The 25,159-nt window shown below is 34.7% G+C and carries 27 protein-coding genes, 1 other RNA gene and 1 riboswitch; of the genes, 27 read left to right on the top strand and 1 reads right to left on the bottom strand.

Going from position 1 to position 25,159, the window contains the following annotated elements; genetic code table 11:
• Window positions 1-40 precede the first annotated feature (40 nt).
• Window positions 41-733 (bottom strand): energy-coupling factor ABC transporter permease, encoded by a 693-nt coding sequence (locus JOC73_RS04265; protein ID WP_330613107.1) that lies wholly within the window; start codon window positions 731-733, stop codon window positions 41-43.
• Window positions 734-870: 137 nt separating this feature from the next.
• A riboswitch (cobalamin riboswitch) is annotated at window positions 871-1,047 on the bottom strand.
• 194 nt (window positions 1,048-1,241) lie between these two features.
• Here JOC73_RS04265 and rnr point away from each other — a divergent pair.
• The 27 genes from rnr to JOC73_RS04130 all read left to right on the top strand — a co-directional run bounded on the left by rnr (window position 1,242) and on the right by JOC73_RS04130 (window position 24,969).
• Window positions 1,242-3,368 (top strand): ribonuclease R, encoded by a 2,127-nt coding sequence (gene rnr, locus JOC73_RS04260; RefSeq protein WP_204400626.1) that lies wholly within the window; start codon window positions 1,242-1,244, stop codon window positions 3,366-3,368.
• 302 nt (window positions 3,369-3,670) lie between these two features.
• Window positions 3,671-4,360, top strand: coding sequence for a cation:proton antiporter regulatory subunit (locus JOC73_RS04255; protein ID WP_204400625.1), 690 nt, complete (start codon window positions 3,671-3,673; stop codon window positions 4,358-4,360).
• A gap of 66 nt (window positions 4,361-4,426) precedes the next feature.
• The gene (gene smpB / locus JOC73_RS04250) at window positions 4,427-4,894 is read left to right on the top strand and encodes an SsrA-binding protein SmpB (RefSeq protein ID WP_204400789.1); all 468 of its coding nucleotides are present in this window, start codon (window positions 4,427-4,429) and stop codon (window positions 4,892-4,894) included.
• Window positions 4,895-4,941: 47 nt separating this feature from the next.
• Window positions 4,942-5,269: a transfer-messenger RNA gene (gene ssrA, locus JOC73_RS04245) on the top strand.
• Between the two features lie 767 nt (window positions 5,270-6,036).
• Complete coding sequence (locus JOC73_RS04240; protein ID WP_243427854.1) at window positions 6,037-6,522, top strand: tyrosine-type recombinase/integrase; 486 nt, start codon at window positions 6,037-6,039, stop codon at window positions 6,520-6,522.
• Window positions 6,523-6,703: 181 nt separating this feature from the next.
• A complete protein-coding gene (locus JOC73_RS04235) occupies window positions 6,704-6,916 on the top strand; it encodes a hypothetical protein (RefSeq protein WP_204400623.1) in 213 nt (70 codons plus the stop codon).
• A gap of 124 nt (window positions 6,917-7,040) precedes the next feature.
• Window positions 7,041-7,421, top strand: coding sequence for a hypothetical protein (locus tag JOC73_RS04230; RefSeq protein WP_204400622.1), 381 nt, complete (start codon window positions 7,041-7,043; stop codon window positions 7,419-7,421).
• Between the two features lie 362 nt (window positions 7,422-7,783).
• Window positions 7,784-8,293 (top strand): RDD family protein, encoded by a 510-nt coding sequence (locus JOC73_RS04225; RefSeq protein WP_204400621.1) that lies wholly within the window; start codon window positions 7,784-7,786, stop codon window positions 8,291-8,293.
• Between the two features lie 424 nt (window positions 8,294-8,717).
• Window positions 8,718-9,320, top strand: coding sequence for a GNAT family N-acetyltransferase (locus tag JOC73_RS04220; RefSeq protein WP_204400620.1), 603 nt, complete (start codon window positions 8,718-8,720; stop codon window positions 9,318-9,320).
• Between the two features lie 359 nt (window positions 9,321-9,679).
• Entirely contained in the window at window positions 9,680-10,219 is a 540-nt protein-coding gene (locus JOC73_RS04215; RefSeq protein ID WP_204400619.1) for a hypothetical protein, read from the top strand.
• 313 nt (window positions 10,220-10,532) lie between these two features.
• Complete coding sequence (locus JOC73_RS04210) at window positions 10,533-10,880, top strand: ASCH domain-containing protein (RefSeq protein ID WP_204400618.1); 348 nt, start codon at window positions 10,533-10,535, stop codon at window positions 10,878-10,880.
• A gap of 606 nt (window positions 10,881-11,486) precedes the next feature.
• The gene (locus tag JOC73_RS04205) at window positions 11,487-11,975 is read left to right on the top strand and encodes a GNAT family N-acetyltransferase (RefSeq protein WP_204400617.1); all 489 of its coding nucleotides are present in this window, start codon (window positions 11,487-11,489) and stop codon (window positions 11,973-11,975) included.
• 145 nt (window positions 11,976-12,120) lie between these two features.
• Window positions 12,121-12,768 (top strand): hypothetical protein, encoded by a 648-nt coding sequence (locus JOC73_RS04200; RefSeq protein WP_204400616.1) that lies wholly within the window; start codon window positions 12,121-12,123, stop codon window positions 12,766-12,768.
• A 219-nt stretch (window positions 12,769-12,987) separates the two neighbouring features.
• Window positions 12,988-13,857, top strand: coding sequence for a M23 family metallopeptidase (locus JOC73_RS04195; RefSeq protein WP_204400615.1), 870 nt, complete (start codon window positions 12,988-12,990; stop codon window positions 13,855-13,857).
• A 349-nt stretch (window positions 13,858-14,206) separates the two neighbouring features.
• Complete coding sequence (locus tag JOC73_RS04190) at window positions 14,207-14,776, top strand: class I SAM-dependent methyltransferase (RefSeq protein ID WP_204400614.1); 570 nt, start codon at window positions 14,207-14,209, stop codon at window positions 14,774-14,776.
• Between the two features lie 242 nt (window positions 14,777-15,018).
• Entirely contained in the window at window positions 15,019-15,417 is a 399-nt protein-coding gene (locus JOC73_RS04185) for a PH domain-containing protein (protein ID WP_204400613.1), read from the top strand.
• Between the two features lie 290 nt (window positions 15,418-15,707).
• Complete coding sequence (locus JOC73_RS04180; RefSeq protein ID WP_204400612.1) at window positions 15,708-16,175, top strand: NUDIX hydrolase; 468 nt, start codon at window positions 15,708-15,710, stop codon at window positions 16,173-16,175.
• A gap of 204 nt (window positions 16,176-16,379) precedes the next feature.
• Window positions 16,380-16,736: a hypothetical protein gene (locus tag JOC73_RS04175; RefSeq protein WP_204400611.1), complete on the top strand. Its 357-nt coding sequence runs from the start codon at window positions 16,380-16,382 to the stop codon at window positions 16,734-16,736.
• Window positions 16,737-17,065: 329 nt separating this feature from the next.
• Window positions 17,066-17,503 carry an NUDIX hydrolase gene (locus tag JOC73_RS04170; RefSeq protein WP_204400610.1) on the top strand — a complete coding sequence of 146 codons (438 nt, stop codon included), beginning with the start codon at window positions 17,066-17,068 and terminating at the stop codon, window positions 17,501-17,503.
• A 449-nt stretch (window positions 17,504-17,952) separates the two neighbouring features.
• Window positions 17,953-18,999, top strand: a complete 1,047-nt coding sequence (locus JOC73_RS04165; protein ID WP_204400609.1) for a hypothetical protein — start codon at window positions 17,953-17,955, stop codon at window positions 18,997-18,999.
• Window positions 19,000-19,253: 254 nt separating this feature from the next.
• Complete coding sequence (locus tag JOC73_RS04160) at window positions 19,254-19,865, top strand: nitroreductase family protein (protein ID WP_330613105.1); 612 nt, start codon at window positions 19,254-19,256, stop codon at window positions 19,863-19,865.
• Between the two features lie 155 nt (window positions 19,866-20,020).
• On the top strand, window positions 20,021-20,545 hold the full coding sequence (locus tag JOC73_RS04155) for a GNAT family N-acetyltransferase (RefSeq protein ID WP_204400608.1): 525 nt from the start codon (window positions 20,021-20,023) through the stop codon (window positions 20,543-20,545).
• A 211-nt stretch (window positions 20,546-20,756) separates the two neighbouring features.
• Window positions 20,757-21,419 carry a Type 1 glutamine amidotransferase-like domain-containing protein gene (locus JOC73_RS04150; RefSeq protein WP_204400607.1) on the top strand — a complete coding sequence of 221 codons (663 nt, stop codon included), beginning with the start codon at window positions 20,757-20,759 and terminating at the stop codon, window positions 21,417-21,419.
• Between the two features lie 398 nt (window positions 21,420-21,817).
• Window positions 21,818-22,417: a GNAT family N-acetyltransferase gene (locus tag JOC73_RS04145; RefSeq protein WP_204400606.1), complete on the top strand. Its 600-nt coding sequence runs from the start codon at window positions 21,818-21,820 to the stop codon at window positions 22,415-22,417.
• Between the two features lie 112 nt (window positions 22,418-22,529).
• Window positions 22,530-22,730 carry a nitroreductase family protein gene (locus tag JOC73_RS04140; RefSeq protein ID WP_204400605.1) on the top strand — a complete coding sequence of 67 codons (201 nt, stop codon included), beginning with the start codon at window positions 22,530-22,532 and terminating at the stop codon, window positions 22,728-22,730.
• Between the two features lie 111 nt (window positions 22,731-22,841).
• Window positions 22,842-23,774 (top strand): alpha/beta hydrolase family protein, encoded by a 933-nt coding sequence (locus JOC73_RS04135; RefSeq protein WP_204400604.1) that lies wholly within the window; start codon window positions 22,842-22,844, stop codon window positions 23,772-23,774.
• Window positions 23,775-23,880: 106 nt separating this feature from the next.
• The gene (locus JOC73_RS04130; RefSeq protein ID WP_204400603.1) at window positions 23,881-24,969 is read left to right on the top strand and encodes a hypothetical protein; all 1,089 of its coding nucleotides are present in this window, start codon (window positions 23,881-23,883) and stop codon (window positions 24,967-24,969) included.
• Window positions 24,970-25,159: the final 190 nt, after the last annotated feature.

Genomic DNA, 25,159 nt, shown 5'->3' with positions numbered 1-25,159 from the left:
TCCCTCCTCTGAAAAAGATAATTCCTGTAAGTCTTCTTTATTATATGTTGCCAATAGGTTGAACAACGGTTAAAATACCTTCACTGATGGCTAAAGGAAGCTGGGTAAAGGCAAAAATACCAACGAATTTCATGATGGCTGCCAGTACTCCTGCCTCTGTAGGGAAAGCAAGACCTAACTGAATAGAAGTCACGATGTAAGTTACAAGACTTCCAAGGGCTGCAGCTGAAAAGATACTAACTGATTTTGAAGCTCCAGCTTTGTTAAGCCCCTTGTAGATTAAGAAGGATGCAATGGGACCTGCTATCCCCATCGAAAAAACGTTTGCTCCTAGGGTAGATAAACCGCCGTGGGCCAACAATAAAGCTTGAAATAATAGAACAATTAAGGCTAAAATACTTGTGGCAGTAGGGCCAAATAGTATTGCTCCTAATCCTACTCCAGTAGGGTGAGAACAACTCCCTGTAATGGATGGAAGCTTTAAAGAAGATAATACAAAGGCAAAAGCTCCACATAGGGCCAGTAACATTTTTAAATTGGGGTTATTAGTGGTTTGCTTCTTGATGGATTTCATTCCGTAGATTAATACAGGAATTGACAGGGCAAACCATAGGGCAGCCCAAGCTGGTGGTAGAAATCCCTCCATAACGTGCATTGCGAAAACATAGGTTGGTGAAAGCAGTAGAACAAAGACAGTGATGATGCTTGAGTACAAAATGCGTTTCTTTTTCAAATTAATCCCTCCGTATTTGTTTTTTCCTATGCAATAAAAAAACCTACATAGGTTTTACAATGTAGGATTATGATTTTATGCTCTCATGACAAAACAGAAAACATAAATCTAATCTCTTTAATCCATACACCGTAGATCTAAAGAATTTTAAATAAGCAGGTATCCTGGCTCTGGTTCATAGTACCATCACACCTTCCCAGAATTAACTCCAGTGGCTATTGTGATGGACTCCCCATTACAGTGGCGGGACCGCGTTGGATTTACACCAACTTCCCTTTTAATCTCTTTCGAAAACTTATTTAACGTATTAAGTTCATTTATTAATTTACCATAATAATGGTATAATAGCAATATCGACCACAAAAATAGCAATAATTATTAGTCAAAATAAGCAAACTAAAGAAAAAGAAAGAACTTGAAACTTATATTAGTATAATTTATAGAAAGGGTTAAAATATAAGGTATATAGAATTCTTTTTTATAAAGGCTTTAAATTAGGAGGGATTACATGTCATCTAAAGAAAGAATTGTACAATTTATGAAGGAAACTGCCTATAATCCAATGCTGGAGGAAGAATTAGCCAAAGCATTGAATCTATCAAGAGATGAGAGGGGACATTTTTCGAAGTTACTGGAGGAAATGGAACGAGAGGGGCTTATTGTAAAGACCCGTAAAAAGCGATATGGTCTTCCAGAACTAATGGGCCTTGTGGTGGGTAGACTACAGGGTAATTCAAAGGGCTTTGGTTTTGTTATCTCTGATGATCCTGATATTCAGGATGTATTTATACCTTCCAACCTGATGAATGGTGCAATGCACAATGATAGGATTGTCGCTCGAATCAATAATGTCAATAACAAGACTAAAAAAGCTGAAGGGGAAATCATTAGAATCCTTGAAAGGGCAAATAAGGAAATAGTTGGTACTTATGAGGACAGCAGAAACTTCGGGTTTGTTGTTCCAGATGATGCTAGGATCAATGCAGATATTTATATTCCGAAGAGTGAAAGTAAAAAGGTGAAGAATGGCTACAAGGTCGTCTGTGAGATCACCCGTTACCCAGAAAAAAGAAGAAATCCAGAAGGCATCATTAAGGAAATTATCGGACACAAGGATGATAGCGCAACTAACATAGCAGCCGTCATGAGGAAATTTAACCTTGAGGCAGAATTCCCACCAGAAGTTGAAGAAGAGGTTGCTTCTATTCCTGATGAGGTACAAGAAGATGAGATTGCAAGACGTAGGGATTTAAGAGACTTAAAGATGGTTACAATCGACGGTGCCGACGCCAAGGATTTGGATGACGCAGTTTCTATTGAGGCATTGTCAAACGGAAATTATCGTCTAGGGGTACATATTGCCGATGTGACCCATTATGTAAGGGAAGGTACAGAACTAGACAGAGAGGCTTTAAATAGGGGTACCAGCGTCTATTTAGTGGATCGAGTAATCCCTATGCTACCCAAGAAGCTTTCCAATGGTGTATGTAGTTTAAATCCTAAAATCAATCGTTTGGCTCTAACAGTAATGATGGAGATAGATAAAAAGGGTAAAGTAGTGGATCACGAAGTATTCGAGAGCGTTATCAAGACCAATGAAAGAATGATTTACACAGATGTATCAGACATTCTTGAAAAGGATGATGAGGTACTCAAGGAGAAATATAAGGATTTAGTTAATGATTTTAAAATAATGGAGGAGCTTTGCAAAATCCTAAGAAAACGAAGGGATGATAGAGGAGCCATCGACTTTGACTTCCCAGAGGCTAAGGTAATCCTGGACGAAAAGGGTAAGCCAGTTGATATTGTAAAATATGAAAGAAGAATTGCCAACCGCATTATCGAAGAATTTATGTTGGTTTGTAATGAGACTGTAGCAGAACATTTCTATCACTTGAATGTTCCTTTTGTCTATCGTGTCCATGAAGACCCAAGTGTTGAAAAGCTAGAGGATTTTAACAAGTTCATCCATAACTTTGGCTATCACCTCAAGGGACTGACAAATGAAGTACACCCTAAGGTGCTACAGGAGTTGTTAAAGAAAATAGATGGAAAAAGAGAAGAAGCAGTAATCAATACCCTTATGCTTCGATCCTTAAGAAAAGCTAGATATACTGGAGATAACCTAGGACATTTTGGATTGGCTGCTGAGTACTATAGCCACTTTACATCTCCGATCCGAAGATATCCTGATTTAGCCATCCATAGAATTATTAAGGCATTCTTAAAGGAAGGTGTTCAAAGTAAATGGCTGGAGAAAGTAAGTGGATTGGTAGGCTATATTGGTGAGCAGTCTTCCATAAGGGAAAGAAATGCCGAGGAAGCCGAAAGGGAAACAAAGGACATGAAGAAGGCTGAGTATATGGCAGATCGAATCGGTGAAGTCTATGAGGGAGTTATTTCCGGTGTCATCTCTATTGGTATGTTTGTGGAACTGGAAAACACAGTTGAAGGATTAGTAAGGGTAAGCTCCCTAGAAGATGACTATTACCGTTATGATAGTGAACAATACTCCCTAACTGGAGAAAGAAAGGGTAAAGTATATAGAATTGGTGATGTTGTTAAGATTAAGGTGAGTAAGGTGGATGTGTTGCAGGGTGAGATTGATTTTACGCTTGAAAAGGACGAATCATAATCTGACTGTTGAAAACCCATCATCTTCCGCGTCACTGCGAGAAACCAGCACTCTCACGTATTATTGTATACGCTACGGTCGCCGGTTTCTCTTGTTCCTCGAATCTAACGGGTTTTGAACAGTCAATAAGTAGCGGGGTGGTTGAAAACCCATATTTTTCAATAAATTGGAGAGGAGATTTCCTCCTCTCTATTTATATATATGTTGAATTTTTAGTTAGCTGGGTATATATAATATATTGAGGGAGTTTAGAAATATTCAACGTCATATCATAAGTGTTTTGTGAAAAGGGGGGAAGTGATATGCCGTTTACCTATGGTTTGCTAATTTTGTTCTTTATTGCTTTACTGGTGGAGGTCTTGTCAGTGGCTTTAAAGGTAACAGGTCTAGATATACAAAAGGCTAGATTTCAAGTGATTTCAATTATTACCCACACGGGTTTTACCACAAGAGAATCTGAATTAATCACCCAGCATCCCACTAGAAGGAAGATTGCACAGGTGCTTATGCTGGTGAGTTATGTTAGTACTGCAACTTTAATTAGTGTTATTTTAAGTGCCCTTAGAACCCATCAAACCTTTGTTCATTTTTCTTTATATATGTTGGGGGTAATGCTTTTGATCTTATTCTTAATGAGGAATAAGCATATCATCATGGGACTTGAAGGACTAATCGAAAAACAACTGATTAAGCAAATGAAAAAAAATTTAAGGTATAAAACAGTGGAGGAAGTGTTAAAACTAAATGATGAATATGGTGTTGGGGAGTTTATCATTGACGAGAATAATGAACTGATTGGAGTCACCTTGGAGAAGTCTGGCCTAAAGCAAAACTATATTCAGGTGTTGAACATTGACCGTGGTTCCCATATAGTTCATTTTCCAAAAAACAATATGGCTTTTCGACAGGGAGATAAGGTTGTGGTCTATGGACAGCTGGAAAAGATTAAGGAATTTATTATGGCACAGAAGAGAAATGAAAAAAATATTTGACTTTTTGGTGGTGATATGATAATGTAGAAAGAGTCACTCATTATAAAAGTCAAGAGGGTGAAGGTTATGGTAAAGGAAGCAAGAAAAGTAATAGCCACCAACAAGAAGGCTAGACATGATTACTTTATTGAAGAATCCTATGAGTGTGGGATAGAGCTGAAGGGGACTGAGGTAAAGTCCATCCGACAGGGAAAAGTTAACATACGAGAAGGTCACGCTAGGGTTGAAAATAGTGAGGTTTTCCTGTATAATACCCATATAAGTCCCTACGAACAGGGCAACATTCACAATGTTGATCCCTTAAGGCCTCGAAAGCTTTTACTCCACAAGAGGGAGATTTTGAAGCTGATTGGTTATATTCAACAAAAGGGTTATACACTTATTCCTTTAAACATCTATTTAAAGCAAGGCTTGATTAAACTTGAGCTGGGGGTAGCCATCGGTAAGAAGCTTTATGATAAGCGTCAAGATATTGCCAAGAAGGAATCCCAAAGAAGGATTGATAAGGAATTAAGAGCAAGACAAAAAGTATAAGATTTAAGCTTTGGTGGATTCAGTTCTGCCCATATACAAGGGGGCGTACTGGTTTCGACGGGGGTTTAGATCCTTGAGTAGCGAGCCATGTTTAGCTTGGTACCATGTAAAAAACTGAGCACGAAACATAAACGCAAACGATAATTACGCATTAGCTGCCTAGTTGCAGCTCGTTTCTACCTGACCTCCTGCCGTTAGGATAGAAACGCCATTCATGCAGGGAACGGCTTGAGGGTTGCCTTGACCTCAAGTGGCACAATCGGGGCTGGTCGAATCTAAAGTTTGTTGTTAGACGCTAGAGGAGACGAGATCTAAAATAGCAACTGCGCTCGGAGAAGCTGAAGGTGAAGGGCCTTCGGACAGGGGTTCGATTCATAAAAGAGTCGCCTTGTGGAGTGATCTACAAGTGAAAATCTGGCTTACATCGGTGAAACCGTAACGTAAAGACGACGGCAATACCGAGGGGTAAAGGGAGAAATCCTGAAGCCCTGTATCGACTCATAGGCTCCTAAATCGAGGATATGGAGTACTAGGATGAAGGGTAAAAACGATAATAAACCTTTCATAACACGCCAGAGGGGTTGAGAGAAAGACTTAACTTCAAGATATAGTCAGCACCATTGGAAACAATGGAATAGGGTGTCCCCTCGCCTCCACCAATAGAATAATTAATAAAAAGCCGCACATAGTGCGGCTTTTTTGCGTTGTTTCGTTGACAGACTTGCAAAAGGGCACTTATTAATGAAGGGTAAATCAGGAGAATAGAAATAAAAACTATGTAAAGTTTGCAGTCACCCGTGAAGAATGTATTGCTGTTATTAATCAAAATATACAAAAGGCTTGGAGTATATTAAAATAGCAGGAGGGGCTAGTCATAGTCGAAGATTCATTACCAGAGTCATTTGAGCTATTAAATAGCCGATTAGAAAAATTAGATAAGGACAAAATGCTTGCAGTCCTTTGTACCTATAAGATTAACGAATCTATTATTGTATATAGACACTGTTTTAAATGTGTCGAAATAAATCGAAAAAAAGGTGAAGGAATTTGTAAATAAGTAAGGAATTTTACATATAGAGATTTTTCTATAAGAATAGGGATGTATAATGAATTGTAAAATAAATATTAGTGAGTTGATAAGAATGGAATTTACAGTAGCAAAAAATCAGGATAGGATCATGAAGGTACAGGACATTGATAGCCAAAGAATGTTAATACGGGTAAGTCAAGGAAAAGGAAGAAAAGACAGATATAGCATTTTATCAAATACGATCTTAAATGAGTTGAAATTATATTACAAAGAATATAATCCTAAAGAGTATTTATTTGAAGATCCAAGTAAAAAAGGGCATATAACGGAGAGGACTGTCCAGAGAGTATTTAAAAAAGCTTGTGAAAAAGCAAAAATCCACAAGAATGTAGGTATTCATGCATTAAGGCACTCTTTTGCAACACATTTGCTAGAGTATGGAACAGATTTAAGGTATATACAGGAGTTGTTAGGGCATTCAAGTTCAAAAACTACTGAAATATATACTCATGTTACCCAGAAAAGCATATCAAAGATTATTAGTCGATTAGATAGAGCTAATGGGGATGTTCCCGACATGCGTCAGAAAACATTCTAATAAGGACGTGTTCCCGACCTGTGTCGGTAATGCATTAGTTATAAGAAATGAAGATATCGGGGCTATTCTTTGAAGTTTAATTTGATAAAAACTGCGTGTTAAGCAATATTAGCAGACAATAAACTAGTATGATTGCATAAGGTAAATATTAGTCTTATTTTCAAGAATGGAGGATATTTGAATGAAATCAAAAACAGAAATAGTTCTTATTGGTTTTGCAGTTATTTCAATAATTATAGGTATTGTACAAATCGTTTTAGGACAAATAGAAAAGAATTCTATCTTGGTTGGTCTTGTTAACTCATATAGATATTTTACTATTAGCTTAGTTATGTTTGGAATGGCAAAGATGATTGACTTGTTACAGAATATAAAGAGTAAATTTGAAAAATAGCTCTTGCTAGAAGTATTTCTATGCTACGTAACAGTAGGATTATTTTAAGAAAAGGATAATTTATATTAGCTACTGTCATAAAAATCATTTCTAAATGGTTATGTTAGTAAAGGAGGTAATCAATATGAAGAAACACCAAAATTTATTGATGGTTGTTGTTATTAGCGCAATTCTTTTATCGATAGTTATTGTAGGGTGTACTCAACAAGTAGAGAATAAAGATGACAAAGGACAACAGTGGGATTATAAACCTATGATTTCTAAAGAAAGCCATGTATATGGCGATACTGGAAATACAAAAGAGAGTTTATCAGAAGATTGGGTTCTATTGGGGAAAGTAGACGAGAAAGTTTCTCAAACAGAACCTATGGTAAAAGGGAAAACATATTTTGTATCAAATACATTACCAGTTAAAACCGAGATATACTGGAATAAAAAGGATAGAAAAATAATCTATGCAAAATACAATGATACATTTATTAAATATGAGTTAAATGAAGAATAGAATAGGTTTAGGAGAGGTTCCTAAATCGAACAAAAGAGAATGGCATTATTTTTTCTAATTAATTATATAGGTAGGATGCATTGTTTGCATTCTGTTAAGAACTATGACGAAAAGATGTCGTCACTTCTTATAACATAGCATTTACAACAGTCCACAAAAAGCGTGTGGACCATCGCAAAATACTAAGAACGTTCTCCGAAAACACACGAAAAGGTCGCGACGTCCTGTCGCGAATTGTGAGCAGGTGCATTGATGTCTAGATTGATGCATATTAGTAAGATTAAGCGCATTAAAGGGAAGAGTAAAAAAGTCTAATTATTGTTGCAAAAAGAAGAATAAAATATTTTTTGTGAGGTGTGTTAATGAATGGGGCTAATTTTAAAATAAGGATAAAAGCTTTAATTATAGATTATTTATGTATTTTGGCTTATTTAATAATACTTTTCATTATTACGATAAGCATCTATAATTTTCTTTTGAAAGGGATACCTCAATTCACTGAAATAGAAAGTCAATGGATATCCTTTATATCAACGGTTTTCCCAATAACGACATATTTTATTATTAAAGAATCAAGAAAACCTTATGCATCTTTTGGTAAGAAAAAGATGGGACTGAAAATAGTTTATAAGGATAATCCAATTAAAGGAAGTATAATAAGAAATATTTTCAAGTTTTTACCTTGGCAATTTGCCCATTTAAGTATTATAAAAGGTATATATACTGGTTTTGATTCATTTTTTGTTTTAGGGTTTTATGTGCTAGCTGTCCTTTTGCCAGTAGTATATATTCTTATGGTTGCTTTTAGGAAAGACCATCGACATCTACCTGATTTATTTGCTTGTACTAGGGTTGTAAGTAAGACAAGATAATGAAAATTACTCTTGTTGATTGTGCTATAATTGCTAATGAATTTGTTGCACATCATTCTTATATTGCGTAATACCAAGAAAAATGTTTAGTCGAATCTTATTTTAAGTGAATGATAAAAGTGTTATATAAGGTTTTGAGGAAATAGAGGATTTGAGGTAATGAGACAGCATGTAACAATGTGTCTTCACAAGGGTAATGGTAGCATGTTTTAATTGAAATGCCAGAGTACCACATCCCTTCACTGGGTGCAAAGCACCGCCAAGGGGTATTCCTTTGGTGTCCAGTTCAGGGACGTTGCAGACACAGAACCGTTATAGAAAATAGTGATATCGGGGATGTTCTTCTAAGTCTATTTAAAAAAAGTAGTGCATGAAAGTAGAATTAGTTGAGTGAAGGAAGGTACAAGAGAAAAGGAGAATTTTAATGGAAATCAAGAATAGCAAGATCATATTAAGAGATTTTATTGAAGCTGATATAGATGATAGAATACATTGGGAAACTATAGAAACTGAATGGCAATTATGGGATGCTCCTTGGGAAAATGATGAAAATGCATTCGATCCCTACTCCTATCGTAAAGAATGCTTAGAATGGCTTGCAAAAAAGAAAGACGAAAATAGAGTGCGTATGGGATTTCAAATATGCATTAATGATGAAAGTCGAAAGCACATTGGGTGGTGCAATACCTACTATATTGATGATAACTGTGAGTATACAAAAGAAGAGGGACATTGTACTATAGGAATAGGAATACCAGATTTATCTTCACGTCGCAAGGGATATGCAACGTTTTCTTGGAAACTGTTCATTCAATATTTAATAGATAATGGAATTAAGGATATATATACTCAAACTTGGTCAGGGGATGAAAGGGTACTAGGTTTAATTAAGAAACTTGGTTTTGAAGAATGCAACAGAAAATATAAATTTAAAACTGTTAGAGGTCAAATATATGACGCACTAACTTTCAAGTTAAATAAGATAAAGTACAATGCATTTTGTGAACTAAACAAGATGAATGGGTAACACTATTTCTGAAATTAACTATACAGCAACACGGACACAGTATGTATTAGGATCAGAATTATAGCCATAAAAGATGTCACTACTCTCTATAACAATACGTCTGCACAAGGGTGCTGGGAGTACGTTTATAGGGATAGGTCAGAGCACCACATCCCTTCACTGGGTGCAAGCACCACCAAGAGGTATTCCTTTAGTGTCCAGTTAAGGGACGTCGCAGACACGAGACGTTATACGCAACTTTATTGAAAAAGAGTAACTGTTCAAAGTTTCTTAGTTTTAATGAAAAAAGCATTAGATTATGATTAAAAATTTTTTGCATACATTTAAACATATATGCTGATATAGTTTTGGAGGTTGAAATGATCATTAAAGCAGAAATTATAGATCAACCATATTCAGGTGAATACAAGGAAAAGATATATGATATCACAAGTACATGGAACTCACAGAACTGGACCTGGGTTAAGTTTTTAAATGAAGATTTTACTGAGTGGTGTGGGGAATTTAGAGGATTAGGGAGAGGTATTGCTATTTCAAAAAAATACAATCAAGTATTAATTCTTACTTCAGATTATCTATTTCAAATTAATTGTATAAATTTTGAAATAATTGATTACGAATGCCAGCCACAATATCAGAATTTAACGGTAACGCCATTAGGAGATTTTCTATTAGCAGATTATTATGACATCTATCTTTTAGGAGCTTCACTAGATGATAGAACACCTTTAGCAAGCCCATTTAATATGGATATGATTACATTTAGAGGATGGTCAAATAATAAATTACAATTAACATGTGATAAATTTTTAAATTTGGATAAACATGTGGAATTGCAACTTGATTTTGAGACATTAGAAATATCTTTAAAAAAGCAAAACAGGAATAGTGAAGGTTAAAACTGATCAGATCACAGTACAGTAGTTAAAGCTACGTATAACAATATGTCTGCACAAGGGTGCTGGAGGGCACGCCTTAGGGGAAAGTCAGCGCACCACATCCCTTCACTGGGTGCAAGCACCGCCAAGCGGTATTCCTATGGTGTCCAGTTCAGGGACGTTGCAGACATAGAACCGTTATCTTCAATATGGCGTAATGCTGGGCATCCTTGCCCAGGTCTACTAGGGAGGTTTTCTTGGGACCTTATATTACTTATATTTGCAAAAAAACTTGAAATTTAGCTTTAAATTTTTTAAAAGGAGTGTTTTATGAATGATACACAGTATGACATTAAATTCTAATGAATTTGAAAGTATAAAAAATGGAATTAAAACAAGGGAATATAGACTATACGATGAAAAAAGACAACAATTAAAAATTGGTGATAGAATTGAATTTTTTAGATTACCGAATATGGATGAAAGTATATTAACAAAGATAGAGGGTTTATTACTTTATAAAAATTGGTATAGTTGCTATGAAGATTTCTTTGAACAAGATTTAATAGACCATTATGAAAGCATTAAAATGGCAGTACAGGACACATATGATAACTGGTGGTCAAAAGAAAAGGAAGAGAAATATGGCTGTTTGATTATAAAAATTAAAAAGATTGATTGAGAAATATTAGCATAGTTTGTAAATAGAACTGAACACAATCTATCTTGCACATCAGATGAATTGTGTGTAACAACCAGCTTAGGAGGTGAAAGTTTTGAGAAAAAGAGAATTTATATAATTTTTAGTTACCTATATCATAGCAAAAGGAATTAGTTTAATAACTGATTTTTCCTATAATGTTTTTAGTGAAGAATTTAATTTCGTACGATTTTTAATCGATTTGACAATATGGATAACTACTTACTGTGGAGTAAGTCTGTTTTTTTCTAAGTTATTAAATAAAAAGAAAAATATAGTATAGTTAAGTAAATGTACACAATAATTATAAAAAGTGTAATAGAAAGGTTTTCTAAGGAGTTGACCTCCATGTTAACTTCTGAGCAAGGGGTCGCCATACTAAAGATAACAATGTACTCAAGTCAGCTTTACTAAACTAGGGTCAAGACTTTGGGGAGTCAAAGCACATTCCTTCACCGGGTGGCAAACACCACCTACGAAGAAAGGCTCTGTGGTCCTGTTCAGGAACGTCTTGAGTGCGGGACGTTAGGCGAAAATTTTCTCCCAAAATAGTACAAGAAGCTTTTTTAAAGGAAGTGAGGAACAACAATGAAGATTTCAATTCGTAAAGCAACTTTACAAGATTGTGAGACAATTCATCATATGCAAAGGAAGGCTTTTGCTTCATTACTTGAAAAATATAAGGATTATGATACAAATCCAGGTAAGGAGGAGATTGATCAGATATATAGACGATTTAATCAATCCTTTACAGATTATTATTTGATTGAAGATGAAGATAAAGTATTAGGGGCAATAAGAATAATTAGAAAGGAAAATGAAAACATGTGTAGAGTTAGTCCCATTTTTATTTTACCTAAATACCAAGGTCTAGGGATTGCACAAAAAGTATTTAACATAATAGAAAACACATATCCATGGGCTAGAAAATGGGAACTTGACACAATTTTACAGGAACAAGGACATTGCTATTTATATGAAAAGCTTGGTTACAAAAAGACTGGAAGAGAAAATAAGATAAACGAGAAAATGACTATTGTATATTATGAGAAAATGATGGATGATTTAGATAAATGAAAAATTTGGGTAATAATCATCGCCTAACATACAGTTTCCAATATCCTACAAAAGTTGTAGGACATCGGAAACTGTAGAAACGTTATCTGAAAGACCAAAATATTGAGGTGAGAATATGAGGCTTTTTAAAGTAAAAAGTCCATCAATGAATGAAAAAAAACTAATCAATAAAATTGTTACCCCATTGGGAGAAATTTTGTTAGATATTGAATTCATTAATTTTAATATATCAGATATTAATTATAGTACATGTTGTAATATTAATGGTAAAGGTTACATTACAGGTTGGTATACAGATGTTTTTGAAGCAGAATTATTAATTTGTAGACCTAAGTTAAATCTTCCTTCACATATGAAGGTTGATGATTGTTATAGTGCTATGTGGAGATTAAAGGTTAAAGAAAATAGCTTAAAGTGTAAGTTTTGTACACGATGGGTTGGGAATTATAGATGGACAAGTGGTAGTGCAAATTCTGGAGAAGGGTTAGATGCTCAAACTTGGGAAAATGAAAAGACCATTATTACTTTAGGAACACAAGATGGAGAGAAAATAATGTCTAGAAAACAGAAGGAAGATAAAATGCCTATAAAATTTGACTCTGATATAGATATGTATTCTTTCATTCAATATGAGAATAGTGGTTTAAGTATAGAAATAGATGAGTTAATTCCTAATGAAACTTGTCAAGTACATTTCGCAGTTGCTTGGGCTAACAAAATAAATAATGATATTTCTACTTGGCTTGCAGTTGATTTAAATGAAAACGATATAATAGGCGAGATAGTTAAGTAAAGTTATGGTCAATCAGATAACATAGCATTTGCAACAGTCCACAAAAACCATGTGGACCGTCGCAATATTCTAGGAACGTTCTCCGAAACCACATGAAAAGGTCGCGACGTCCTATCGCGAATAGTGAGCAGGTGCATTGGGGTCTATATTGATTCACATTAATAGATAAATGCGAAGTGAAGATTATTTTATATTTGATAAATATTGAAAGGGGATAGTATGTACTATTTATATCAATTTTCTAAAACGGCAAAATATATAGGTATAGTTAGTTTAGTTGCAACTTTTTTTAGTGATTTAATGATTTTCCAACTACTTTGCTTGTTTGGACTATTTGCATTTGTAGAAATATCATTAAATTTCTCCGCTTGGAAATGTTCAGTTTTCCAAATCATTGGTAAGTATAAAGTAAATAGAAAATTTGGAAATGAAGTGCCCTCTGTATTCAATTACAAAAGTGAAATTGAGTATACGTTGCCTTTTGAAGGAAAGTGGGTAGTTGTAAATGGTTGCTATACTAAAGAATTCTCGCATTCTTGGAATATTCCAACTCAGCGATATGCTTATGATTTTATTATCTTAAAAGATGGAAAGTCCTACGAAAATAATCCGAAATCTGTAGAAGAGTATTATTGTTATAATAAGTCTATCTTAGCACCAGCAGATGGAGTAATAGTGGAAGTTGTAAATAATGCAGAAGATAGTTTGGTATTTGGTAACGGTAGGTTTTATAGTAGAGCTAAACATATCGCGGGGAATTATATTGTAATTCAACACAATGAAGCAGAGTATAGCACACTTGCACACTTAAAAAAAGACAGTATTAACGTAAAGGCAGGAGAAAAGGTGATACGAGGGCAGATAATTGCTAAATGTGGAAATACAGGAAACTCAACAGAGCCACATTTACATTTTCAACTGCAGGCAGGCAAAAGTTTTTATAGTAGTGCAGGGTTGCCAATAAAGTTCAATAATATTAAACTTACTATTGTTCCTAATTATGAAAGATTTGATGATAGACTATCTATGCCAAAGGAGCAAATACTAGAAGGGTACATTTCTCGTGGATACAATGTTTCTGATGGTTAGAGGTCACGAAAAATGAGTTGTATCTTATTAGGCTTAAGTCGTATTGTTCTTTAATGTGAAGTACAGGTCAAGTTCAGTGTTTAAGGGGACGACGTCCTGTCGCCCTCTGAGCCACGGGCCGTGTGGCATCGGAGAACAATGTGTCTGCACAAGGGTACTGGTAGTATGTTTTTATTGGAATGTCAGAGCACAACATCCCTTTACTGGGGGTGCAAGCACCGCCAAGGGGTATTTCTCTGGGGTTCGGTTCAGGAACGTCTTGAGTGCCAGACGTTAGACGCAATTCAGTAAAAAAGTATTTAATTAATGATAATTTTAAAATGGTTATTTTATACAAGGGGGAATTGTTTTGAATCAAGATGAAAGAATGTATATAATTGAGAATCAAAAAGTAACAATAGAAAGGGAAATAAATGGGGATAAAATTTTGGATATTGGTGGTGGTGGAGAGGGAGTAATTGGCTTATGCTATGGAAAAAATGTAGTTGCTATTGATCCAAGGAAGGATGAATTGGAAGAAGCTCCAGATGGTCCACTAAAGATAGTTATGGATGCAAGAGAATTATCATTTCTAGAAAACTCATTTGATGCGGTTACATCCTTTTTTACATTAATGTATATTAGCAAAAAGGAACATGAAAAGGTTTTTAATGAAATTTATAATGTATTGAAAAAAGATGGAGAATTTGTTTTATGGGATACCATAATACCCAAGTATGATGGAGACGGTAAAGATATCTTTGTTATTCAACTTGAAATAATTACACCTGCCAAACTATTAAAGACTGGTTATGGAGTGTCAAGAAAAGATACCGAACAAGATATTGAGTATTTTGTTAAACTTGGCCAGAAAATTGGTTTTAATGTGATAAAAAGGGAAAAACAAGATCAAATATTTAAAATTGTTTTTAAGAAGTAGTGCCTCTTAAACTCCGTCTAACAATGCACTCAAGTTTGCTTTGGCTAAATTAGGGTCAAGCCTCTGTAGTAGCCAAAACACATTCCTTCACCAAGCCAAGTCTGGCTAGGCTCAGGAACGTCTTGAGTGCTAAACGTTAGGTGAAATAGGCTTCCAACGGTGATTGTTAGTCGGAAGTTTTTTGATAGCTGTCAAATTATACGCTGATAATTTCTTATAATGGAGAATAGGGAGGATTTTTTATGCGGTTTAACTCAAAAAAAGATTTATGGCTTGGTCTTTTAATTTGGATTCCAATTGGTGGAGGATTTATTGATTCACTTATGAGTGAAGGTTGGTTAATTAAAATTCTAATGCTAGCAACAGCAATTTTTGCTGGTTGGATATGGTTTGGTACAAGCTATTATATTTCAGAGGAAATACTTATTATAAAATGCGGTCCATTCAGTGAAAAGATATCAATTAAAGATATTAAAAGCATTAAAAAAACACGAAATCCACTTTCATCTGCTGCTCTTTCAATTAATAGGATTGAAATTAGGTATGGATTTTCGGGTATGACCTTAATATCTCCAAAGGATAAGGAGCAGTTTGTTGGACTCATTTTACAGAAAAATAACAATATAGATATTAAAATATAAGAAAGATAAAAAAATGCTTAGAGATAGTCGAGGTTTGCGGTGTGTGCATACCTCACACATAACAGCGTGTTTACAGGAGGTGCGGGTGGGCATGTGTTAAGGCAAAGATCAGCACACCACATCCCTTAACCGGGAACGAAGATCCGCCAAGACGGTCTATCTTTAGGGTCCGGTTCAGGGACGTCGTAAACACGGAAACGTTACATGAAATGGATAGTTGAAAGATGAGGGATCTAGAAAGTAGTATTATTAAAGTATTTAGTTAGGATTTCAAAAATGGAGGGATTGGATTGGGAGATTATATTGAAGATTTGCGAAAAGTTGTAGGTAGAAGACCGATTATTATGTGTGGAGCAAACGTTATTTTGATAAATTCGCAAAATGAAATATTATTGCATCATCGAACGGATAGAGATTGGTGGGGATTGCCTGGAGGGGCAATGGAGTTGGGCGAAAGTCTTGAAGAAACAGCAAGACGAGAAGTATTTGAAGAAGTAGGTTTAGAATGTGGAGACTTAAAGTTATTTAATGTATATTCGGGAGAAAAACAGTATTACAAATACCCAGATGGAAATGAGGTTTACAATGTTACTGCAACTTACTTATGTAATAATTATACTGGTAAGATTTCTGTTGATTTAAGCGAAGGTAGAGATGCAAGGTTTTTTCCTTTAGAACGGATACCATCTAACCTAAGTTATACAATTAAAGGTACGATAGATGAATTTATAGAGAGAAATCGACAAAGGAATCTTTAAAAAAATACTGTAAGAAAACATGGTATGGTAGACAGACATGAATGCCTGTCAAATATTATAAACTACCCACTCCATATATCAATGTGTATATGGGAGGTGCTGGAGGACACGTTTATGATCGGTCAGCGCACCACATTCTTTCACCGGGAGCGAAGCTTCGCCGTAATAAGCAGTAGTTATTAGCTATTTTAGGGAGAGATCATATTGAAGGAATGGAGAATAAAAATAATAATGATTCTTGCTTATTGTGTTCCATATACATATTTGGCAATGAATGGTGATGCGAGTTTTGGAACAATGATATTTTATGGATTTATGATAGCTTGTTTGGGAGGTCTTTGTTCTATTGCTATAAAAACAAAGAATGCTACTGTAGTTATTGTGGGGAATATTTCAAGTTTTATTTCATCGTATTTATTTACTTTAAAATATCAAACTGAAAAATGGGAATGGTACTTTAAGCCATTCACTTCTTTTGGTCTTTTGGTATTTATAACAATTATTTCTTTAATAATTCAAATCTTATTCTCAAATAAATTGAGAACTATATTTAGCAAATAATTCACAAAATTAAGTTACACATTTCTTATATTGTGTTAGACTAATAAATATGTTTAGTTGAATCATATCTTAAAGGAGATATTAAAGGATTTGATAGTATTTAGCGTATTTAGAGGATTTGAGGTATCAAGACAGCATGTAACAATATGTCTACAAAAGGTTACTGGAAGCACGCTTCAAGAGAAAAGTCAGAGAACCACATAACTTCACTAGGTGCAAGCACCACAGAAGGGTATTCCTATGGTGTCCAGTTCAGGCACGTTGCAGACACTTTATCTGAAATAAATAGGTAAATAAGTTTGAGATTTCTCAAAATTTGGAGGAATTTTATGAGAGAAGAAAATAGTTTTTATGTAGCCATTAAAGGATTAATATTTTGTGGTAGTGAGTTTTTAATAATACAACGTTCAGACAAATCAAGAGGAGAATTTCATTATTGGGAGTTTCCAGGAGGAAGAGTGGAGTTCGGAGAAAAACCAGAGGATACATTAAGAAGAGAGGTAAAAGAAGAAACCGGATTAGGAATTGAGATGATTTACCCTTTTTCTGTTTGGACTTTTTTTAGAGAATCAAATAAGCAAACAGTTGGGATTAACTTTTTGTGCTCTACAGCCAATCAAGAAGTAAAACTATCAAATGAACATATTGATTTTAAATGGATTGAGAAAGCCGATATATTAGCTTATAATTTTCATCCAACTATAGCAGATGATATGCATCAATGGAATTGGGAAGAAATGTTCCAAAAAATAAAAGAGAGAAAATAACTTTAAAATTTTTTTTAGATAACAGGTTTAGATAATCAGAATGAAATTAGGAAATTAATAATTGTTATTTCAAGAAATATAGTGGTACCTATTTACTCCAGATAACACAATGCTTGCACAAGTGTGCTGGGGCCACGTATGTAGGGTAAAATCAGCGCACTACATCCATTCACTGGGTGCAAGCACTACCAAGGGGTATATCTCAGGTATCCAGTTCAGGGACGTTGCAGACATAGAACCGTTATCTACTATCCCTAAAGACAATGTAGACTATTAACATAAAAATAAATAAAAAAGAAATAGAAAATCCCAAATTAAGAACGAATTAGGTATATCATATAAGTTCTATCACTTGGCACATGAATTATTCATGTATAATCAGGTAAACAGGAATTTGCAAGTTGATTTTAGAGATATAAGGCAAAGTAAATTACAATGGGGTGAAACACATGAGAAAAACACTTAAGGATGTGGCAAGCTATTTGAAGGAGATTTTGTTGCCCGAAACACACGAAGCATATGAGATTAATCCTGTATATTCAAATTTTGCAGTTGAAGAGAGCATACATGAGGGCGTTCTGGCATTCAGAGCATTTTTGGTTCGGCTTTACGATGTTTTATACACCAAAGGCGATTTCTATGATAATAGTAAAAAAGTTGCCCATAAATATGAAAACCGCACCACTCTTTCAGTGTATTATCCGTTCCTACACAATGTAAGAACCATACTAATGAACATAGGTTATCATGGTATGTTAGTTGAAAATGCACAATCTCTCGCCTGCGGAAACACCGTATTTAATGGAAAATTGTCTGTTACCAAAAACCTTGAGTGCCTTAGGTTTCTGGCTGATTGCGGAATTTGCATTGACGGCATAGATATAAATAAAAAAAAGCAAAACTTGTCAGATATCAAAACCATAAAAATTACATATCCAGATAATCCCACTATGCTGACAGGCCTGAAGGTGATGGCAATCGCCGAAATGGACCATGGCACCCTAGTCAACCAGGATGTTTTTTTGCGCTGTGATTACAGGGTATTGAAAAGGGATGAAACCGATGTATTTTCTATCGTGCAGGATACGATAAAGCCTTTATCTACAGATGTACAGGATTTCATTCTGCAACTGCATCAGCGCTATCTGGATAAAGGTCTTACCTGTGTGGTGGAAATAAAAGGATTCCATATCTATATGAAGTACCGTTATAAACGGAAAGATTTATGGGGAATTAACGCTTCCCTCAACAACGGATATCATATCAATGTGAAATCGACAAAGATGCACGAATACACTGACACCATCAAAACCTTTCCTCCAATTTTGCAGGAATTGATAGCAAAGGGATATGGCTGTGGTAGAAAAAGAGAAATCGGTCATTGTGATGGCGGTTGCCGTGGACTTCCCATAACATTAGATGATTCTGTTTTAGATATACAAGATGACATTGTAATATGGTTTGATCAAGAATTGTCATGTTTGCAAAAGAAATAAACATTTTATTCATTGCGCCTTTCAAGCATAAGCACGACAAAATTCAATATGTAGTTATGATGATGAATAATGTTCAGCCTGTTGAATTATTCTGTATTCTATATAAAATGAAACATTAAACCACAAAAAAGCGATGTGGATATAGTAGATTTGACGACACGGGACAGATAACATAAATTTGCGACAGTCCAAGAAAACCATGTGGACCGCCGCAAGATTCTAGGAACATTAACTGTTCGGTATAGTATATACGTGTGATTATATTGGTTGCTACAAGATTTACAGTAATCGAAAAGGATTGGTGTACAAATATGGATATATTTGATTGCATTAACAAAAGGCGGAGTATTAGAAAATATAAGAACTTAGAAGTAGAGAAAGAAAAGATTGACTTATTAATTAAAGCAGGTATGGCTGCTCCTTCTGCGTGTAATAGACAACCATGGGAGTTTATTATTATCACAGATGATAAAGTATTAACTGAATTAAGAGAAGGAATGCAATTCGCTAGGTATAATGCACCTGTAGCTATTGTTGTTTGTGGGAATACAAAACTTGGTAAAGGTGTGGATGCATGGGATAAGGATTGTAGTGCTGCAATTGAAAATATTTTGTTAGCAGCTACTGGGTTAGAGTTAGGTTCAATCTGGATTGGGATACATGGCTTACCTGCTGCTGAGAAAATTTCAAGTAGAGTTTTAAATATTCCAAAGTATGTTATCCCATTTGGCATGGTTTATATTGGGTATCCTGATGAAGAAAAAGGAATCAGAGCTCAATATAATGAGAAAAGAGTATATTGGCAAAAGTATGATCAGTCTCGGAAACATAAAGCTAGACCTAAAGATCTTAAGCACAAAGCTTAGAAATAAGGTATGAGATGATTGGAAGTTGTCCCAGATAACGATACTTAACTGAAAAAATCTACCTCAACATATGAAAGAGGTATTTATTATATTTGTGATATTGAAAAAGTAGGATAGAAATGCTGTGAAACTGTAATTAGAAGGAGAAATATAGAATGAAATTAAAAAAAGTTTCTAAAGAATTACCCAATGGTTTAATGGAGTTTCTTTATGATTTTAATAAAGGGGAAAATGGGGTAGTGGGTCCACATGTTGATGACCTAAATTTTAGCGTAGAAAGTTATATAAATAGTTTAATTAATATGGAAAACATCAAAAATCTTAAACCAGGCTATGTTTCGGAGAGTTCATATTGGTTACTTGATGAGAATGACCAGGTTATTGGAATAAGTAAACTAAGACATGATCTTACAAAAGAACTTTTAAATCGTGGTGGACATATATCTTATTATCTAAAAAAGTCTGAAAGAGGTAAAGGAATTGGAACTTTATTACTTAAAAAAATACTTGTTGAAGCAAAGAAGTTAGGTATAGAAAAAGTATTAATTACAACAGATGTAGTTAATGTCTCTTCTATTGGAATTATAATAAAAAATAATGGTAAATTGGAAGACCCCAGATATGATGAAAAATCAAAACAAAATTTTAATAGATATTGGATAAGTTTAAATGAAATTTAAGAGAGGCAAAAACTTCACCTAATAATGCATCTGCATCTGTACAAGGGCGCTGGAAGTGCAATCGAAATCTATGAAAGCAGCAGCTATGGATGTGGGTGATAATGGGCTGGGCTTTATACCCTAATATTGAATCACCAACGTAATTGTAATGGCATCAAGAAGCAAAACATACAAGTTTGCTTATATTATATAAACTTACTAGGAGGTACTTATGAAAATTCACTATTATTTAGGTTGGTTTAATGATGTTTTTGATGAGAAATTGGTCAGATTGTTGCAAGAGGATATAACTGATAGAAAATCGCTAGTTATGATTAGCGCGAATCCATTTCTTCATGAAGATGAGGAAGTTGGTGCTACTGAACGCTCGTGGCTTGATCAGGCCAACATTATGTTTGATGAATATCATTTAATTGATTATGGCGTGCAGAAGAAAGAGGCCCAAAAATTAATTCAAAATGCTTCGGTAATTTTTCTGTTGGGCGGATATGCTGTCGAACAGAATGGTCTTTTGATTGAATATGAATTATCGGACTTGATTAAAAAAAGCAAAGCTGTTGTGATGGGAACCAGCGCTGGTGCGATAAACATGTCTGCTAAATGGTTATTCTCCAAATACACTGGCTGTAAAGTTGAAACAAACTCTATTTACGAAGGTATCGGCCTTGACAATTTTTCTGTCCTGTCTCATTATGATCTTGAAAATAATATTACGCAGATTCAAGATGGACTATCTCCCTTATTAGAAGAAATGAATGTCTATGCATCAAACAAAGATTGCGCTGTACGTGTAAAAAGTGACAAAATAGACATTTTAGGCAATGTATATTTAATATCCCACTCAAAGATTCAGAAGTTGGATGAGACGCTTTAGTTGTAGTAAGTGGCTACGGCTTAGTTGATTTAATTTATTTATGTAAAACTCCTACCACAGGAAAGGTCAGGCACCTCATCCCTCCCCCTTAGCGAAGCTCTGCTAAGGGGGAGGGACTTTGGGGGCCTGTTCAGGGACGTAGCAAATGTCAGACGTTAGTAGGAATATTCTTGAAGTTATAGATGTAGTAGTAGATAAATGGGTTTAGGTGATTTAAGTACGCTACAGTATACTGGATTTTAACGAAGTATAAGTTGTGAATGGGTTAAGGGATAGAGAGATAAATAATGTTATGCTAAGAAAATGATTTAGGTTCTTTTAAATCAATTTTTAAAAATGTAGTGCATGAAAATAGAATTAGCTGAATTGAGGCAAGTACAAGAGAAAAGGAGAATTAAATGGAAATCAAGAATAGTAAGATTATACTAAGAGATTTTATTGAAGCTGATATAGATGATAGAATACATTGGGAAACTACTGAAACTGAATGGCAAATGTGGGATGCTCCTTGGGAAAATATAGATAAATTTAATCCAGACCAGTATCGTAAGGAACGCCTAGAATGGCTTGCAAAAAATAAAAATGAAAATAGAGTGCGCATGGGATTTCAAATATGTATTAATGATGGAAGACGCAAGCACATTGGGTGGTGCAACGCCTACTATATTGATGATAACTATAAGTATACAAAAGAAGCGGGACATTGTACTATTGGTATTGGAATTCCAGATTTAACTTCACGTCGCAAAGGGTATGCGACATATTCATGGAAACTATTCATTAAATACTTAACAGATAATGGAATTAGGGATGTATATACTCAAACTTGGTCAGGGAATGAAAGGGTAATAGGTTTAATTAAGAAACTAGGTTTTGAAGAATGCTACAGAGAGTATAATTTTAGAACTGTTAGAGGTCAACTATATGATGCACTAACTTTCAAGTTAAACAGGATAAAATACAATGATTTTTGTGAATTAACCGAGATTAATGAGTAACATTATAAAATTAACTATACAGAAACACGGATACAGTACGAATTAGGATCAGAATATAGCAATAAAATATGTCACTACTCTCTATAACAATAAATTTGCACGAGGTAAAGGTGTGGATGCATGGGATAAGGATTGTAGTGCTGCAATTGAAAATATTTTGTTAGCAGCTACTGGGTTAGAGTTAGGTTCAATCTGGATTGGGATACATGGCTTACCTGCTGCTGAGAAAATTTCAAGTAGAGTTTTAAATACTCCAAAGTATGTCACTCGAAAGGGGGGGGATATGTATTTAAAGAGGGGTAAATTTAGATAGATTAGGCATGTCCCAACATATGAGGGAATTGAATAATTATCAGATAGCTGAAGTTAAATCTAAGTCTTACTAAAAGGTTACTTTAGCTTGATAAAAAGGGGGAAATGTTGAATGATGAATGACCAATTAAGATTAAATATTAATGAATTCATTAAACTAAACAAGCAAAACCATGCACCAGAGTATAATGTTATTTATCAAGATGAACTTAATGAATATACACGTCTTTTAATCAATTATGTTGGAAGCGAAAATGATAATATTCCAGCATTTTTACTAATACCAAAGGGCGATGGACCATTTTCAGCAGTGCTGATTCATCATCAACACAATGGGGAGAGACATTTAGGCAAAAGCGAAGTTTGTGGACTTTATGGTGATCCTTTGCAAGCATTTGGTGCCGAATTAGTAAAGAAGGGTTTCATTGTACTTGCACCTGATTCTATCTGCTTCGAAGATAGAAGAAAGAATAAAAATGGTATAACTCCAGATGAGGAGGGGGATTTCTTACAACATTATAATGAAATGTGCTATAGGATATTAAAAGGTAGCTCATTAATGAAAAAAGTGTTAGAGGATGCCGATATTGGGTTTAATATTCTTAAAAATCATCAGAAGGCAGACAAAAATCATATTGGAGTATTAGGGCATTCATATGGTGGGAATACTGTTTTATTCCAAACAGCTATCAATGAAGAAATTAAGTTTGCATGCTCAAGCGGTGCAGCTTGTACATACAGAAATAAAATTGAATTTGGAACAGGTATTGAAATGGCAGAAGTAATACCTGGTTTCATTGAGAAGTATGATATTACCGATTTAGTAAAATGCATTGCACCAAGATCTATTCTTATAGTTTCTGCAACAAATGATCAGTATTCAAAGGATGCTGAATATATTGAACTTCAATCAAAAAGTGCGTTTGAAGAACTTGGAGTCGCTGAGAATTTGGAACACAAAAAATATAATGGTGGGCATGCATTAACCAAGGAGCGGTTTGATTATATAATTGACTGGATAGTAAATGCAGTAAAGAGAATCTAGCACATTAAGTTTGATGAATATCATTTAATTGATTATGGCGTGCAGAAGAAAGAGGCCCAAAAATTAATTCAAGGAAGTTAAATTATTAATTTCTAGGAGTGATTTAATGCAATATGCTATTAGTGATATGGCGAGATATATAAAAAATATTATTCCTCCAAACATACCAGAAACATATTCTCTTAATGCTATATTTGAACATGTTTCAGGAGAAGAAAATATAAGAAAGGGAGTTCTTGCTTTCAGAGATCTTCTCTATTTAGTCTGCGATCGTTTAATTGATGATGGTAGCTTATATGACAAACCTGTCAAAAACAAGCAAACTAATGCTTCTCATCTAAGTTTGCCTGTAAGTTATCCATTCCTCAACAATGTTAAAAGCATATTGTTCAATATAGGATATCATGGAGAACTTATGGAAAACGGTGAATCAATATTGATTGATGACATAAAAATACTTACTTCGGTTATAGGTGCAGAAGGAAGGCAGATGAAAGTCAAAATTTCTGGTCCAAAACTAATTGAAGCCTTAAAATTTCTGACTAGTTGTGGTATTTATTTTGATGGTTTAGACTTAGATGGACCAATATCAGAGATATTAAAAACCACATCACTTAAGATTTCTTATCCGGATAATCCTGTTATGCTTATTGGTGTAAAGGTTATGGCCATTGCCCAAAAAGATTTGTATACTAAGGGGAATCACGATATTTTCCTGCGGTGTGATTATAGAGTTTTGAAAGATAAGGAGACAGAGGTCATTTCTATCTTAAAAGATTTTGTTGCTCCGTTGCCTGACGTTGTACAAGAGTTTGCGTTGAATCTACATCAACGTTATTTAGAAGCGGGGTTAACATGTAGAGTGGATGTATTCTATCTTGGTATTCGGTTTATCTATTCACATAAGAATAAGGAAATATGGACGTTTTCAGCAGCCCAAGACTCGGGTTACCGAATTCTCATCAAGGCACAAAAAACTCACTTATACTCTGATGTTATTGATAGATTTCCATTAGTTTTACAGGAAAAAATCTCTAGGGGTTATGGATGTAATAAGAAGTTATTCAAAGAACCTTGCCAAAAAGGTTGTCACGGGTTTAGCTTTGCATTAGACGATTCAATAATTAATATAAGCTGGGATATTAGAGCATGGCTTGATGAAGAGGTCGCATGTTTACATAAAAAAATAAAGTGAAAAATTAATAGGTATTACTAGATAGTAGTAAGTGTGATGTCAGCTATTTTAGCCGATTGAAAAAATCGTGCACTCAGAGTCAACAGAGAGTCAACAGGGACGGTTCGTGCGCCAAGCAAAGGGCGCACCATATAGTGGGTGGGAACCCCGCTGAGAAAGATTTAGCAAATCACTCATAGCGAGTCTTGGG

Origin of the sequence: Alkaliphilus hydrothermalis, assembly GCF_016908555.1 — a bacterium.
Lineage (GTDB): Bacteria > Bacillota > Clostridia > Peptostreptococcales > Natronincolaceae > Alkaliphilus > Alkaliphilus hydrothermalis.
The sequence above is the reverse complement of the archived record's forward strand: the minus strand, read 5'-3'. Positions and strand labels throughout refer to the sequence as shown.